Source organism: Pseudomonas sp. SK3(2021) (assembly GCF_016772375.1).
In the GTDB taxonomy this organism is placed as follows: domain Bacteria; phylum Pseudomonadota; class Gammaproteobacteria; order Pseudomonadales; family Pseudomonadaceae; genus Aquipseudomonas; species Aquipseudomonas chlororaphis_I.
In genome coordinates this window covers 5,555,664-5,569,562 of sequence record NZ_CP061943.1, presented here as the reverse complement: position 1 = coordinate 5,569,562, position 13,899 = coordinate 5,555,664, and the positions used below count along the sequence as shown (strand labels likewise).

The 13,899-nt window shown below is 56.1% G+C and carries 11 protein-coding genes and 1 pseudogene; 8 read left to right on the top strand and 4 right to left on the bottom strand.

Annotation, left to right across the window (positions count from 1 at the left end):
• Positions 1-19: 19 nt before the first annotated feature.
• From IF690_RS24575 to trfA, 8 genes and pseudogenes are all read left to right on the top strand, one after another.
• Positions 20-1,525 carry a phytoene desaturase family protein gene (locus tag IF690_RS24575; protein WP_202697719.1) on the top strand — a complete coding sequence of 502 codons (1,506 nt, stop codon included), beginning with the start codon at positions 20-22 and terminating at the stop codon, positions 1,523-1,525.
• 42 nt (positions 1,526-1,567) lie between these two features.
• Positions 1,568-1,939: a ferredoxin FdxA gene (gene fdxA, locus IF690_RS24570; protein ID WP_202697718.1), complete on the top strand. Its 372-nt coding sequence runs from the start codon at positions 1,568-1,570 to the stop codon at positions 1,937-1,939.
• 22 nt (positions 1,940-1,961) lie between these two features.
• Positions 1,962-3,599: a phytoene desaturase family protein gene (locus tag IF690_RS24565; protein WP_202697717.1), complete on the top strand. Its 1,638-nt coding sequence runs from the start codon at positions 1,962-1,964 to the stop codon at positions 3,597-3,599.
• 103 nt (positions 3,600-3,702) lie between these two features.
• Positions 3,703-4,134 (top strand): hypothetical protein, encoded by a 432-nt coding sequence (locus tag IF690_RS24560; RefSeq protein WP_202697716.1) that lies wholly within the window; start codon positions 3,703-3,705, stop codon positions 4,132-4,134.
• A 94-nt stretch (positions 4,135-4,228) separates the two neighbouring features.
• Positions 4,229-4,294, top strand: a pseudogene (locus IF690_RS29090) (MBL fold metallo-hydrolase); the annotation flags it as partial.
• Positions 4,295-4,555: 261 nt separating this feature from the next.
• The gene (locus tag IF690_RS24555) at positions 4,556-5,278 is read left to right on the top strand and encodes a hypothetical protein (protein ID WP_202697715.1); all 723 of its coding nucleotides are present in this window, start codon (positions 4,556-4,558) and stop codon (positions 5,276-5,278) included.
• 134 nt (positions 5,279-5,412) lie between these two features.
• A complete protein-coding gene (locus tag IF690_RS24550) occupies positions 5,413-5,694 on the top strand; it encodes a helix-turn-helix transcriptional regulator (RefSeq protein WP_202697714.1) in 282 nt (93 codons plus the stop codon).
• The gene (trfA, locus tag IF690_RS24545) at positions 5,691-6,563 is read left to right on the top strand and encodes a plasmid replication initiator TrfA (protein WP_202697713.1); all 873 of its coding nucleotides are present in this window, start codon (positions 5,691-5,693) and stop codon (positions 6,561-6,563) included. Before IF690_RS24550 ends, trfA begins: the two co-directional genes overlap by 4 nt.
• A gap of 207 nt (positions 6,564-6,770) precedes the next feature.
• On the opposite strand, the gene IF690_RS24540 is transcribed toward trfA, so the two are convergent.
• The 4 genes from IF690_RS24540 to IF690_RS24525 form a co-directional block, all read right to left on the bottom strand.
• Positions 6,771-7,559, bottom strand: coding sequence for a hypothetical protein (locus IF690_RS24540; protein ID WP_202697712.1), 789 nt, complete (start codon positions 7,557-7,559; stop codon positions 6,771-6,773).
• A gap of 624 nt (positions 7,560-8,183) precedes the next feature.
• On the bottom strand, positions 8,184-8,486 hold the full coding sequence (locus IF690_RS24535) for an addiction module antidote protein (protein WP_202697711.1): 303 nt from the start codon (positions 8,484-8,486) through the stop codon (positions 8,184-8,186).
• A 255-nt stretch (positions 8,487-8,741) separates the two neighbouring features.
• Positions 8,742-9,749, bottom strand: a complete 1,008-nt coding sequence (locus IF690_RS24530; RefSeq protein ID WP_202697710.1) for an Abi family protein — start codon at positions 9,747-9,749, stop codon at positions 8,742-8,744.
• Between the two features lie 124 nt (positions 9,750-9,873).
• Positions 9,874-13,776 (bottom strand): hypothetical protein, encoded by a 3,903-nt coding sequence (locus tag IF690_RS24525; protein ID WP_202697709.1) that lies wholly within the window; start codon positions 13,774-13,776, stop codon positions 9,874-9,876.
• Positions 13,777-13,899 lie beyond the last annotated feature (123 nt).

The following is a 13,899-nucleotide window of genomic DNA, read 5'->3' as shown; positions in this document are numbered from 1 at the left end:
CGCAGAGCCAGGAGAAATCATGAGTCAAGAATACGATACCGTTTTCGTCGGCGCGGGCCTTGGCGCGTTGGCGGGTGCCAGCCTTATGGCGCAGCGAGGCCAGAAAGTCCTGGTAGTGGAAAAGCACAACGTAGCCGGTGGTTACGCGAGTAATTTCCGCCGCAAGGATTTCAACTTCGATGTTTCGCTGCATTCGTTCGACGGCGTGGTGCGGGGCGCCGAGTCGTTCAATGTGATCCAGGCCTGTGGCGTGGCGGACAAGGTCGAGTTTCTCCATCACCCGACCCTGTATCGCTATCGCTCGCAGGACATCGACCTCACGGTCGGGCACCGCGACCTGGAAGGTTACAAGCGCGAGTTGTTCCGCTTCTTTCCCGAGGAGGTCGATAACATCAACCGGCTGTTCGCCGAGTCGCAGCGCAACTACAAGGACCTGTGCGGCTTCCTGTATTCGCGCAAGCCGTTCTGGATGAGGCTGGTGGCCACGCCGATGATCTATCCCCGGGTGCTCAAGTATGGGCATGAAACGGTGGATCACTACTTCTCGCGCTTCACCTCCAATGAGCGTCTCAAGGAAGTGCTGTCGGCGCAGTGGAGCTATTACGGCCTGCCGGCCAAGGACCTGGCGTTCGGCTACTTCTCCTATCCCTTCATCGACTATCTGGAGAACGGCGGTTATTCGATCAAGGGCGGCTCACAGGCCTTGTCCAATGCCTTGGTCGAGGTCATCGAGCAGCATGGCGGCCGGGTCGAGCTGGAGTCGGCGGTCAACCAGATCGTGATCGAGCGCGGCCGGGTCGGCGGCGTGGTGACGCGCAAGTCGGGCAGGGTCAAGGCGCGCAACGTCGTGGCCAATATCTCGCCTCACGCGGTGCTGGCATTGGCGGGCGAGCAGCACTTCGCTGCCAAGTACCGCTCGCGCCTGCGCGAACTCAAGCTGTCGGTGTCGGGGTTCCAGGTCTACCTGGGGCTCGATTGCCCGCTGAGCGAGTTGGGCGTGGGCGCCGAGGAGTACATTCACTTCTTCGCCCCGCCGAAAACCCAGCGTCAACAGTTCGAGCATATCCAGGCCGGAGAGCTGCATGGCGACAACACCAGTTGGTCGATCAACTACTTCTCCAACGTCGATCCCTCGATGGTCCCGGCCGGAAAGTCCAGCCTGGGCCTGTTCACCCTGACGGGCGCCGGCGAATGGCACTTCCTGGACAAGCTCGCCTACCGGCGCAAGAAGAACGAACTCACCGAGCTGCTGATCGCCAACGCCGAGCGGGTCATTCCCGGCCTGCGTCGGCACATCGAGGTCTGCGAGGCAGGCTCGCCGCGCACCATGAGCAAGTTCACCCATAACCCGGCGGGCGCGATCTACGGCTTCGAGCAGAACACCCGACAGTCCGGCCTGTTCAACCGTTTCCCGCAGAAATACCCGGTCAAGGGGCTGTACCAGGTCGGGGCCTGGACATTCCCGGGCGCAGGCTTCATCGGAACGATGTTGTCGGCGCGCTTGTTGGTCGACCGCTATTTCTGAGCGGCGACTTCCCAGTCCAACCAGACGTTTACGAGACTCACCATGACCTACGTAGTGACCGACAACTGCATCCAGTGCCGCCACACCAACTGCGTCGATATCTGCCCCGCGGATGCCTTCCACCTGGGGCCGAACTTCATCGTCATCAATCCCCAGGAGTGTGTCGATTGCGGCCTGTGCCTGCCCGAATGCCCGGAGGAAGCCATCCAGCCGGAGAACCAGCTCGATGACAGCAACCGGCATTTCCTCAAGCTCAATGCCGAGCTGGCCGAGCACTGGCCGGTGATCCTGCAGCGGATCCCGCCCCTGGCGGACCATGAGCAATGGAGCCGCAAGCCGAACAAGCTGCCCCACCTGATACATGAGGCCGAGGCGGTCGATCCGACCCGCGACCACCACCTAGCCCATGCCTGATGCGCGACTGGAACCGTAACCCATGCAAAGCTTTGATCGATTCAAGACCCTCGAGAGCGACACCTTCGACGTGATAGTGGTCGGCGCCGGCATCGGTGGCCTGACGGCTGCCGCGACCCTGGCCAACCGTGGCAAGCAGGTGCTGGTGCTCGACATGCACTATGAAATGGGCGGCTGTGCCACGGTGTTCCACCGCAAGGGCAAGGACTATGAGTTCGATGTCGGCCTGCACTACATCGGCGACTGCGGCAAGGACGGCCTGATTCCGCGGATCCTGCGCGGGGCCGGCATCGATGACGGTGAAATCCGTTTTATCGAGCAGGACCCGGAAGGTTTCGAGACCCTGTGTTTTCCCGACTTCCAGTTCGCGGTTCCCCGTGGTTATGAACGCTTTCGCGAAAAGCTGCTGGAGGCGTTCCCTAAGGAGCGGGTGGGGATCAACCGCTACTTCAAGATGCTGCAGCAGGTCTGGGATTTCATGGGCATCCACTCGCGCCCGCTGACGGCGCTGTGGGTATTGCCGCGCTCGTGGATGCTGATGCGTCACGCCAAATCGACGGTGGCGCAATTCCTCGACACCTGTACCCAGGACCAGCGCCTGCGGGCCATCCTGACCGGGCAGCTGGGGGTCTATCACCAGCCGCCGAGCCGCGCGACCATGGCCGGCCACGCGGCGGTGGTCAATCACTTCCTGCAGGGTTCCTACTACCCCTCGGGCGGTGGCCAGATGTTCTCCGACAAGCTGGGCGAGGTGGTCGAGCGCAAGGGCGGCAAGATCCTCCTGCGGTCCAAGGTCGAACGTATCCTGATCGAGAACGGTCGTGCCGTGGGCGTCGAGTTCAGCAACAAGCACCTGGGCAAACGGGTGGTCAAGGCCGATGCGGTGATCTGCAACGCCGATATCAAGCAGGCCCTGCTCGGCCTGATCGGCCGTGAACACCTCAAGCCCAAGACCGTGCGCCGTGCCGAGCAGTTCGAGATGTCACCGGCCATGGGCGTGGTCTATCTGGGCATCGACATGGACCTCAAGGTCATGGGCCTGAAGAACACCAACTATCGCATCTACCCAGGCTGCGATTACGAGAAGGCCTACCGCGAGGTGTTCGCCGGGGCGTTTCCCGAGGAGCCCCATCTGTTCATCGGCAACGCCACCATGAAAGACCCGGATAACCCGGCCATCGCGCCACCGGGCATCTATAACCTGCAACTGATGTCGGCAGTGCCTTCCACTCCGCAAAGCTGGGGCGTGACCCAGACCGAGCTGGCGGATGGCAGCTATCGGACCAACCCGGCCTACCTGGAGAAAAAAGAGTGGTACGCCCGCCAACTGATTGCCCTGGCTGAACGGGTGATTCCGGGCATGTCGAAGCACATCGTCTATCAGGAAGTCTCGACGCCCTTTTCGGTGACGCGCTTTATCGGCTCCGAAGGCGGGACCTCCTACGGCCTGGCCTTTACCCCGGAGTACTTCCTGCACAACCGGCCGGGAGCCAAGACAGAAATCCGCAACCTGTACCTGTGCGGCGCCTCCACCCGTACCGGGCATGGCATCTTTGGCGCCATGACCGGTGGCGTGGAAGCGGCCGCGGCGGTCAGTGGTCGTCACGTGCGTTACCAAGTGATGGACATCGGCACCCGCGCCGAAGCGGCGGTCCGCTGACGGCGACGTCATGGCGTACCCCGTCGGTGCGCCATGACGTCTATGCTGCAGCGCGTGAATCATTGGATTCACCGAGAATGGACTCGGATCAAGGAGCGATGGAATGACGAATGGATACAACATGGCGCTGGTGATCGGCGCCGGGCTCAGCCTGTTGGCGGCGCTGATGCATGTCGGGGTGATCATGGTCGGGCCTTCCTGGTATCGCCTGTTTGGCGCAGGCGAGCGCTTTGTGCGGGCGGCCCAGGCCGGGCGCTGGTTTCCCGCGGTGGTCACGGCCGGGATTGCCCTGGTGCTTGCCGCCTGGGCGGTGTATGCGCTGTCCGCGGCCGGGGTGATCGGCCCCTTGCCCTTGCTGCGCCCGGCGCTGATCGCGATCACCCTGGTCTACCTGCTGCGCGGCCTGTTGGGGCCGGTCGCCCTGGCAGGCACCGGACGTAGTCGGCGCTTCATCTTTGTCAGCTCGACGATCTGCCTGGTCTACGGCCTGGTGCATCTGTTCGGCCTGGTGCAAGTGTGGGGCTCCCTGGCCTAGGGGGAGGTCGGTAGAGGGCTGTGGAGTTGAAAGTCAGGGCCCATTGCGGTCACCCTTGGCGTCATCAGCCTGGCCTCAGCCCTTTAGGACTTCCATGGACATCGCAAAACCCGCACTTATCCGCGAAACCTTCCCCGTCGGCCCCTTGCAGTGCAACTGCCATTTCTTTTAATCGCGTAACTCTTTGATTTTAGTGAATGTTGTTGTTTTCTGCTTTGCAATCAATGGCTTGTTTAGATGCTATGTGCGGCATTGTTTAGCGGTGAAAGGCATGTTTTTGCACTGCCGATGTGCCAAATTTGTGCCATGCGATCACTAGGAGAATGGATTCTAGGACAGCGTATAGACCACACGTCTTCGGCCCAATCCACTACTCAACTGTGTCATCTTTGCCCAACATCATTCTCTTGGTTCTACCAGCATGCTCAAGATCATACTGACCAGCATCGGATACCTTTGTGGCATCTACTTAATTGGCGAGAAGATCCGGCGCAACGCAAAAATCGACGCCTTTTTGGGGGCTCTTGAAGGCAGCTACACACGGATCAATGAACATCTGGAAAACTCAACCGTGCTCTCGGGTCTGAGGATTCTGCGCAAGATTTATGGCTGGGCAAGCATCGCATTGTTTGGTTTTATCTTCGTCATCATGAAGGTGTTTCCCGGCAGTACGGGGGCCTTCTTAGTTGTTTTTCAGCTGTTCATGCTGACATTCCTAGGCTGGTTCTCGATCAAGTGGGCAATCGATCACAAAGCCACGCTAAGCGATCACTGGAAAACCCATTCGCTGATGGTTTTCGGCCCGCTGCTGATGGGTGTTTCTGACACATTCCTGCACACGCCATTTACCCAAGCTCTGGCCTTGTCGCTTGAGCCCCTATCAGATGCATTGCACTCCGTGGTTATCGGTCTTCATCCTATGGTCATCGGCGCACTTTATTCAGCCATCTGCCTAGCGTTCTTTTTGCTCTATTACCTGATGACCTGGATCATCACCACCCCTTTGCTAATTGCGTCAGTGCTCGCAGTTGCCCTCCCCATCCATTTCGCTCGCTTTCTGGCGGTAATTGATCGGGAAAACACTCTCCTCTGGTTGGCTGTATTCGTGGGAGGGGGCTGCGCGCTTTGGCTGACACAGCTTTAGATTTGGATTTGGCCGGTAAAAAATCTCCCTAAACCTACCGGGAGTCTGATTTCACGTTGAGCAAACCTTGCGGCATCAGCTAACCAATGCAGCCGTGAGCACAACAAAGCCATGGCTGTGGCGAGAGTCAGTCCATGCAAGCTTTGCTCACAGTCGAACAGCTTTCGGAATACCTGCAGAAATCCGTCTCTAGCATCCGGAGTGATGCAACACGCAATCCGCTGTCCCTTCCGCCCATTTGCCGCTTGCCGGGCACTAAGCGGCTCCTCTGGCGCGTTGTGGACGTTGAACAGTGGCTGGCGGAGCATGTGGCCACGGCATCTGGAATGTCGCTTGTATCTGCCTCTGTGCCGCCGAAGCGTGGTCGCCCGACTAAGGCCGAGCAGGTTGCCAATCAACGCCGCTCGGCCAAATGAGTGATGAGCATCGGGCGCATCCGGCTTCACCTCTAGCTCGCCTAGAGCAAATTCGCCGAGTGCTGCCAGGTAAAGCGCCAGTTGGGCGTGTCCCGAAGCAACTGTTCCTTCCTGGACTCAGCGAGCTTTATCGAGCAATGCCGAACCACATCGCGCGATCCAGTCTTTTTGCTCCCGTGGCCCGTGGCGCAAAGATGATGCATAAGGAAACGGTGTTGTTCAGCCGCAGAGACGCTGTCATTACGTTCTGGGGCGAACAACTGGATGAGGCGCAGGCGGATGTCTGGATGCAGGTCATGCACGAAGCTATCAAGCTGCCTCTGGGTGATCCTGTACCCATCAACAGGGCTAGCCTGCTGAGGACCATCGGCAGGCAAACCGGAAATTATGAGTACCAATGGCTTCATCGCACGATGAAGGCTCTGACTTTCGCCATGCTGATTGTCGAGGCTACAAAGCAGGGTAAACCCAAGCTTGAGGTCGGTAGAGCTGAGTCCTTGCACATGCTTGATCGATTCGCCTACGACCCCTCACGCGAGTGCTACATGGTCTATATCGATCCGAAGTGGCGGCTGCTATACGGCAATCGAGAGTTCGCTCTGATCGACTGGGAAAAGAGGCTACGGATCCGCAAGGGGCAAGACATGGCCAAGGCTATACAGCGTCTGGTTGCCACCTCTGACGAGGCGGTGCAGCGCTTTCCGCTGGTCTGGTTGAAGCAACGCTTGCAGTACTTCAGCCCGATGCGAAAGTTTAGGAAATCGCTTCAGGTTGCGATGCAAGAGCTAGAGCGAGTTGAGGTCATTGTCGCTGGGCGCATTGAGGTGAACACCAAAGGTGAGGAGCAAGCCGTGTGGGGGCGTTTATAACGCAGCCAATCCGTCGGGGTTGCGTTCCGCCTCCGTCGGGGTTGGATTCCGCTTTGTCGGGGTTACGTTCCGCTTTATCGGGGTTGGATTCCACCCCCCTTGTTGAAAGCCTTAGCTGGCGCGGGCTGCAGAGCGGGGGAACGCCCTCTACCTTTCTTCTACCTTATTTCTACCAAGAGCAGCTGTGGATAACTTGCTGGGTAGAGCTCAGCCGATTCTGAGCATGCTCATTCGTTCCTGGATTGGGCAGTGCAGGAACGGGTGAGAAGCATAAAAATCAAGGTCCTCGGCTCCTACGCTAATTCGATAGCAGGGCTCGCTTTTAAGGCGTGCTATCTCGGTATTGATAAGCTCTTCATTAATGAACTCATAGATGCCTAAAGACTTAAGCTCAGAAATAATATTGGTGTCATCAAGGCAGATGCGTACACACCGATATGGGCCAATTTCATCCGTCTTGTGAATGCTATTGATCATTTGGTGGATTCGATAAATTGCGATTGAGTCTGTGAGGTCGCGGAGTTCAAGTGTATCGCCGAAATCAATTTTCATGAGTAGTGAGCATTCGAAGTTATAAGCCGACTCGCAGAACGTTAGAGGCTGCCCAGTTAGGCATATTCCCTCGTCACTATCTTGGTCCTGGTACTCGCAACCTGTGAACCCACAGATACTCCACAGGGTCTCTACGCTTGGAGACCACATTGCGGTCCAGATTCGTGCAGGGCCCTCGTTAAAAAAGGAAAAGGTTTCCGGGAAAAGCTCTTTCAGCAACCGCAGCACCCGACGGGGTTCTTGGCTGACATCGCCCTTGAAGTATTTGTACCACTTATTAGAGTCCTTCATGTCGGGCCAGCCAAAATGCTCTGTGCGTTGATTAATCCACTCGCTGAACTGGCTGACATTCTGTGCGCCTGTTCGAATCCTCAAGCCATTCATTAGTGCGACTGTTTTTAGTTGTAACCGTTGCTTGTCTTTTGAGTTTCGTGGGCGACTCATTTATGGACTCAATTTTTTGTAAGAAATTAATTGATTTTTTACCGGTCTGTTCGTGGAAGTCAACTTTTCAAGCTGTTTTATTTAAAGGGTATAGGAGGTAGAGCTTTTCGGAGCCGTATTCGTTTTTTGTGGCTTCAAGTAAGTTGCAAGATAGAGGCAGTTAGAGTGCAGAAGGTCGTATGATAGTCGCACTCCGACTGTGCCAAGCGACAAACTAATAGCAAACTTAATCGCACGATTCGTGATGAGTGCAGGGCAAGATGTGTGAAGTTAGCTAACCTCGCGAGCGGGGTTGCCAACATTCACGAAAATTATTCGCACCGATGGTGCTCAACTTTGGGTTGCTGCCGCTATGGGGTAGGAGGCGTGATTTCGATTTAGCTGCTAAATCGAAATCCTGGAATCTATGGGCTTCGGCTTAACTTAGTACCTGAAGCCTTTGCGGTCCTGTCTTCAGATCGCTAGTGATGGATTCGGGCGAGAAAATGGCCAAAGTCGGACGTTTAGTGTCTGGCCTGTCGGGTTGAGGCCGTAGAGGTTTCCGATTAGGCATCAGGAAGTACTGGAGCAGGCCCTATTCTGACGCTATGCGGGTTGCGGACCTGACATCCGATAGGGGGGGCTTCAACTGGACGTGTTCTTATTGCGTGCGCGGGCGGTCAAATCAACTCCCAGCGCCCGCATCACTGCCAACATGGTTTTCAGTGTAGGGTTCCCGTGTTCGCTGAACGACGTGTAAAGCTGCTCTCTGGTCAGGCCCGCATCTTTGGCCAGCTCTTTCATTCCCTTGGCGCGGGCAACCACACCCATAGCCTTAGTGACATAGGCGGCGTCTCCAGTGTCCAGGGCGTCCGCGATGAACACCGCTATCGCCTCCGGGCCTTCCAGCGTTTGCGCTGGGTCGTAGTCATAAATTGGTTCGGTCATTGCGGCCTCCAATCACTTGCTAGGCGTTTCCCAGCCAGCTTGCTGGGGGGCTAGGGCGATGTACTTGCTGCAGAAGTCCTGCTCGGAAAGCGACTTTTTGTCCATGACTCCAATGCCCTTTCAAGCCTGCAGCTTTTGACGTCAGGCGGCAGTTGACGCAATGGCGCAGCTGCCTATAATTAGCAGCAACACGGCCCCTGTCGGTTGATGCGCTTCGGCGCTGAGATTGCTCAGGGGTTTTTTATTGCCTGCGATTTACCAGTCCCGGGCCTTCCAGCCATCATCTACACCCATCCGATCTAGGCCAAGATCCAGGTGTGTCAGGTCTGGGAAGTCATTTTCCAGCAACGCTTTCAGCCGTGCCCCCCAGCTCGATGAGGGATTGATGATCTTCATCAGGTGCTGAGTCATGCACAGCAGCATGAATGGGCGAGCCTGCCGCTGAGGATCGTTATGAAACGCCGCCAGTGACGGTACCTGAGCCTCTGGCGGCAGTTTCGGCTGGTCAACGATGTTGCGATTCCACAGCCGGCTATGGTGTGCGCATACGTTGCGCAGGTAGTTCAGGCTACGCAGCCAACTGGCGAAGATGCGGCCATTGCTGATGTTGTACTGCGACGAAATGGCGTCCTGATCCGCTTCGGTCATACCATCGTATAGCGTCGACAGCGTGCCGAAATCCCAAACCTCGCACGCCACCCATACGGCCAAGGGCAGGCCGTACTTGTCTTTGTTATGGCGTATGAAATCTTCTTTGGAACGGTTGATCAGCGCCGCATGCTTGCTCAGCCAGCCATGGTGTTTGGTCAAGCCTGTTTGGCCATCCAGTTTGCTGGAAAAACTCTCGTGAAACAGCTCCGGTTGCAGGTAGGCGAACTTGTGGTGCTTACCCAGGCCATGAGAGATGTCGACACGCAGGGCGATTTCAACGCGTTCGAGTGCATCCAGGACGAGCAGCCGCAGTTTCTTATCGAACACATATAGGTCGACAGCGTTCTGGAAGGTTGTACCTGGGCGAAAGTCGTCGAGCGGTAGCCGGTCTTGTTTGACCTTCTGGGGTTTTTTTCCGCTATGCGGATCGAGAGGGCAGCAGAGTTCTGTTCGCTCGCGGAAGGCAAACCAATAGCCGCTCAGCCGGTAATAGCCGATGCGCTCCAGGTAATCCAATGCCTTGGCATTGTCCGTGACGGTCATACCGCGAGCAATCAACTGGTCGAGCTGTTCCTGGTAGCTTTTCCAGGGCTTGGGATAGGTCTGGGTCACGAGAGCAGGTGAGTCATCACGATTGATAAGCTCCTACTTTACCTGAAATTACGACAGGCTCCGGTGTAGAGGTTGCCGCATGTGCAGCTGAAGAAGGGGAGAAAAATAGATCTGCCCACTTTATCTATATCTGAGGTGTAGTCTCCGTCGCTCGAAAGGCGACACTCTCCATTAGCGCGAGGCGCACACAGAGAACTTCTAACGCTAGATCGCTCATAGTTCCGGAGAGACTGCTCGATAACTCCGAGGCCAGTGCTCCATGATTTTCATCCACAACCTCGCTCTTGAAGCGATCGAATGCACGAATAAGAGAGTCGGCAGCTTCGATTAGTAACGCCTCGTCTGGCGCATCCGTTAAATTTTCCTCAATAAGTTTGATGTTTTGGCTGTAGCGCTCTAGAAGACTGGTTAAGAACTCTAGTTCTGTGGAGTTAAGTTCCCTTCCCGACTCCGCACAGACGGCGGACATGGTGCTGATAGCCTCGAATGTTTCGTCATAGAGACTTAAGCTTTCATCTCTTATTGGTTGGTAAGGCAGGTCATCTGCCCATTCGTTAGCGAAGTCTAGGTTGGGGAAAGTTGAAGAGATAAATGTCAACCCAAAGGGGGCTAGGTGGCCACAGATCACAGCGCCGTAACTGATTTTAGAGATGCTCTCCAGATCGGCTGCCGCAGAGGTGAAGATCGCTTCAGTTGCGAACCAGTCGGCAAGAGCACTCACCTTTAACAGGATGGCGAACTCAGCATTTGGCCAATAAAACCCTCTGTTTTCAGCCCGCGGACGTGAGTAGACCTCTACATCTAGGCCATGCATAGCCATTGCTATTTGAATCTCTTTTCGACGAGCAGCTAGCGTGCTCTCTGCCCTTAGGTGGGCTTCCATGGCCGCGCGTTGCAAGATGGAGTTGCGACGGCTCATCGTGCGGAAGCGGGTTGCTGCGCTGGATCGTCTTTCCGGGGCCGTTGCGGTATCGGCCAACACAGCGTGTATATCCCAAAGGGTGTCTCGCACGTGCGCCAGCGTTTCAAGAGGAGGTTCACTAGTCATGCGCCATGCCTCGGGACGTAATAGTGCTTCTGCGTCGCGCGCAAGATCGGCTGTCCTTACCGCCATGAGCAGCGGCTTTTCAGAAACGCCATTGGTAAGTTCGTCCATGAGTTGCTGCAGGCCGGTGACGAAGCTATGAGGCTTGTCGCTATCGCTTAACTGGCCCATTTCTAACGGGCCTGAGATAGCATCTTCGATGCTAGGAGGCTGAATAAACGTTGTGAGCCAGTTGCGTACTTGGAGAAATAGTTTCCACTTCTGCCCTGGGGTTTCCATTCGGCAATAAAAGTCGCCTGCCTCTCGTAGTTTGAGTCCGATTTCCTTGATGGCTTGAGCAAGTGAGGTTGCCCGCTGAGTTTCTGTTGGGGCGGCTATCAATCTATGTATCGCCCGCCCCTGAGCACGGTTCCATGCAACCCTAGCGGGCGCAACCAATGCCTGACGAGGCATGCGCTTCCTGTTTATAGACTGGTCTCTATAGCCGACGGGGTGTCCGTTGGGGAAAAGTGCATCTGAGATCAGGAGCTCGGCGTTAGGGACTGCTGCTGCCATGGCAGCGCAGAGGCGCACCACCTCGGCGTTTAGGTCTGGTTGAATCTCAGGGTGAATAAAGCGGATGTAGCCTGTGACACTGCATTTTCCCTCAACCTGCCCGATCACTGGGCGGGTCACCCAAGGGGTTTCGTTGTATATCCGATCAAGAAGAACCTCCGATCCGCCAGCCGCATCCACAACCTTTTGGGCCGTCTCTAGATCAACTTCCCTTAATGTCGTTAGAAGGGCAATTAACTCATCCAAAGGCTCGTCAGCCAGACTGCCTTCTGGGACGCAGCTGACAGATGGGGGGTACTTACAACCCGTTATTGGTAGAAGGGCTGCAGTCAGCTCATTTATGTCATTAACGTCGAGAGGTGATGGGCACCAGCTACCAGCCATCTTTTCGAAGAGTGTTTTGCGTAAGTCAGGAACGTCGACCTTGGCGAAGACAGCCTGGGCTTCGATGACTTTTGCGAACATATCGAGACCACCCAGCTCTGGCTTTGCAAGGGTGAGCATGAAAGTGAAACTGCTAAGGCGATCATCAATCCCTGTTGATCGAGAGATTTCTAGCCATCGTTCGGCAATCCGGTCAGCAGTTGCGAGTCCTAGGCCATAGACAATCGGGATCCAGCAGTCTTTCTGGCTCGGCCTAAATCGAGCAGTCAGCCCTTCTAAGAGTGCTGTTTCTTCTTCAGGCCACCGCCTTAAAACCCTTACGATAAAGGCTGCGAATGTGCTGGCCGAAAGCGTTTCAGCGGCTGCTGAGACTGCTTTGCTGCGGGGCTCGTACAGGATTTCCCGGATTGCTTCGTCAAGATATGTGGAGCGAATCTCATGTAGCCCTGACAGTGTCCCGTTGGGTTGCGCGCGCACTGCGTGTTCGTCGATCAGCCGCTGAAGTGCTGCTGCAAATTGAAACTCATCCAGCCCAGAAAGTGTTTGGAGCAGATGTGGGTCTACAGCGGCCCCTTGTGCTGCGGCAAAAGAGATAGTTCGTAGGAGCGTTAGCTCGCCGCTGCGCCCTTCTGCGAGACGTCGCCGCACTTGTTCGCGAATTGTTTCTTCAAGGCGCTGACCGGCAGTAAGGAGATGGGTGTATTCGAGAAGCAAGCCCTTGCTAAGTTCAAAGGGCTCCTGCCAGTGACTGAAGGCTACTGAATCGGACGCCTGAAGCGTCTTCCAGATACGATTTGCTAAGTCTTCATCCAGAGTGGGGCGAACCGTGGGGGTGCGGGCTGCGGTTGAGAGGGTGAAGAGGTCCTCCTCCCGAACTGTTCCAATAGCAAGGATACCGGCGTGCGCTTCGACCTCTCGAACCAGCGTATCCCACCCCGCAGTTTCCTGACGCCCCACGTCATCAATCACGAAGCCTACAGGACGGTTAGGTTCTGCCTCCAAGAGCTTTGCGAGCTGAACTAGTTTTGCTACATCGGTGGATTGCAGCTCTCGAACACGGTACCAGCGCACAGCGTGACGTGTGTGGTGCGCTGACAGCCAGGCCAGTGCCGACTTACCGGCTCCGGAGGGGCCTGCAACTAGTGTAAATCTTTTAGCTTCAAGGCCACTCAGGACGTCAGTCATTAGCTCCGGTCGCGCAAAAACCAAGCCGCTTCCGACGTGCCCTGGAGCAACATTGATACCTTTGTAGAAGCCAGCGGCTGGCATGGGGGCGCCAAAGTCGGCTAGCTCTGCCAGGCCAGCTGTCAGTGCTAAATATCCGTTAGGATCGATGACTCCGTGGACCCCATCAATCCGCATTTGAACATCACTGCGATCTAGCGTTATCGGAGCTTCGCTGGAGGCAGAATAGTTGCTATCAGCCGCATGCCCGGCCTTTTCCCTGAGTTGCTGGAGCGCGAGTCTTACGCCGGCGGGGGGCAGCGGCGCATTGGTTAGAGCCTTGCAGCCCTGCTCCAGTGGGTCGGTCTCTACTACAAGGTGGATGTGCGCAAGCAACGCTTCGACTAGGCCTGTCTCGTGAGGGCCTAGGGCGTCTGATAAAAGGCTCTCGAACTTACTCAGCTCTTGACCGCTATCTGCGAGCGAGACTTGCCAACCGGTATGCTCTATCCCTTCAATTGGTCGTTCCAGTACCAGGGCCAGCCGAATTCTGGGCTTTTTAAGCCAGTCAGATGGTAGATCTTTGGCGCTTTTGGCTAAGTGTCTGGCTGCTTCAAGTTGAGTGAAGGTGCCGTGAGGATCGTGCCGGGCCTTGAGCTGGGCCCTAAATTCATATTCCGGACCATGTAAGGTTAGATCATCGATGCCTTCTGGTATTAGATGCGTCCAAGCAGCATCGCCGCGCCAGGCCAGCACTGTGAGCCAGGTAGCGACCGCATCTTGATATCGAAAGCCGCGGCCGGAGCGGGCTCCTGATCGTGTTTTCTTCCAAAGCTCTGCATCAATCAAAAATGGCTGGGCTGAACCAGTAGCTGCCATTGCATTTCCTCTTCCCTGAATACGCTAATCAATGCGTTGTACCCCCCCAGATTCGATAATTTGCAATCCGGGATGGTGCTTTGCTTTGGAGTCAAAACTTGGGCTGTGCGTGATTTAAGATGG

What these genes read in the sequence shown, in the direction of transcription:
- IF690_RS24575 (WP_202697719.1), top strand. Translation starts at nt 20, where the DNA reads ATGAGTCAAGAATACGATACCGTTTTCGTCGGCGCGGGCCTTGGCGCG.
- fdxA (WP_202697718.1), top strand. Translation starts at nt 1,568, where the DNA reads ATGACCTACGTAGTGACCGACAACTGCATCCAGTGCCGCCACACCAAC.
- IF690_RS24565 (WP_202697717.1), top strand. Translation starts at nt 1,962, where the DNA reads ATGCAAAGCTTTGATCGATTCAAGACCCTCGAGAGCGACACCTTCGAC.
- IF690_RS24560 (WP_202697716.1), top strand. Translation starts at nt 3,703, where the DNA reads ATGACGAATGGATACAACATGGCGCTGGTGATCGGCGCCGGGCTCAGC.
- IF690_RS24555 (WP_202697715.1), top strand. Translation starts at nt 4,556, where the DNA reads ATGCTCAAGATCATACTGACCAGCATCGGATACCTTTGTGGCATCTAC.
- IF690_RS24550 (WP_202697714.1), top strand. Translation starts at nt 5,413, where the DNA reads ATGCAAGCTTTGCTCACAGTCGAACAGCTTTCGGAATACCTGCAGAAA.
- trfA (WP_202697713.1), top strand. Translation starts at nt 5,691, where the DNA reads ATGAGTGATGAGCATCGGGCGCATCCGGCTTCACCTCTAGCTCGCCTA.
- IF690_RS24540 (WP_202697712.1), bottom strand. Translation starts at nt 7,559, where the DNA reads ATGAGTCGCCCACGAAACTCAAAAGACAAGCAACGGTTACAACTAAAA.
- IF690_RS24535 (WP_202697711.1), bottom strand. Translation starts at nt 8,486, where the DNA reads ATGACCGAACCAATTTATGACTACGACCCAGCGCAAACGCTGGAAGGC.
- IF690_RS24525 (WP_202697709.1), bottom strand. Translation starts at nt 13,776, where the DNA reads ATGGCAGCTACTGGTTCAGCCCAGCCATTTTTGATTGATGCAGAGCTT.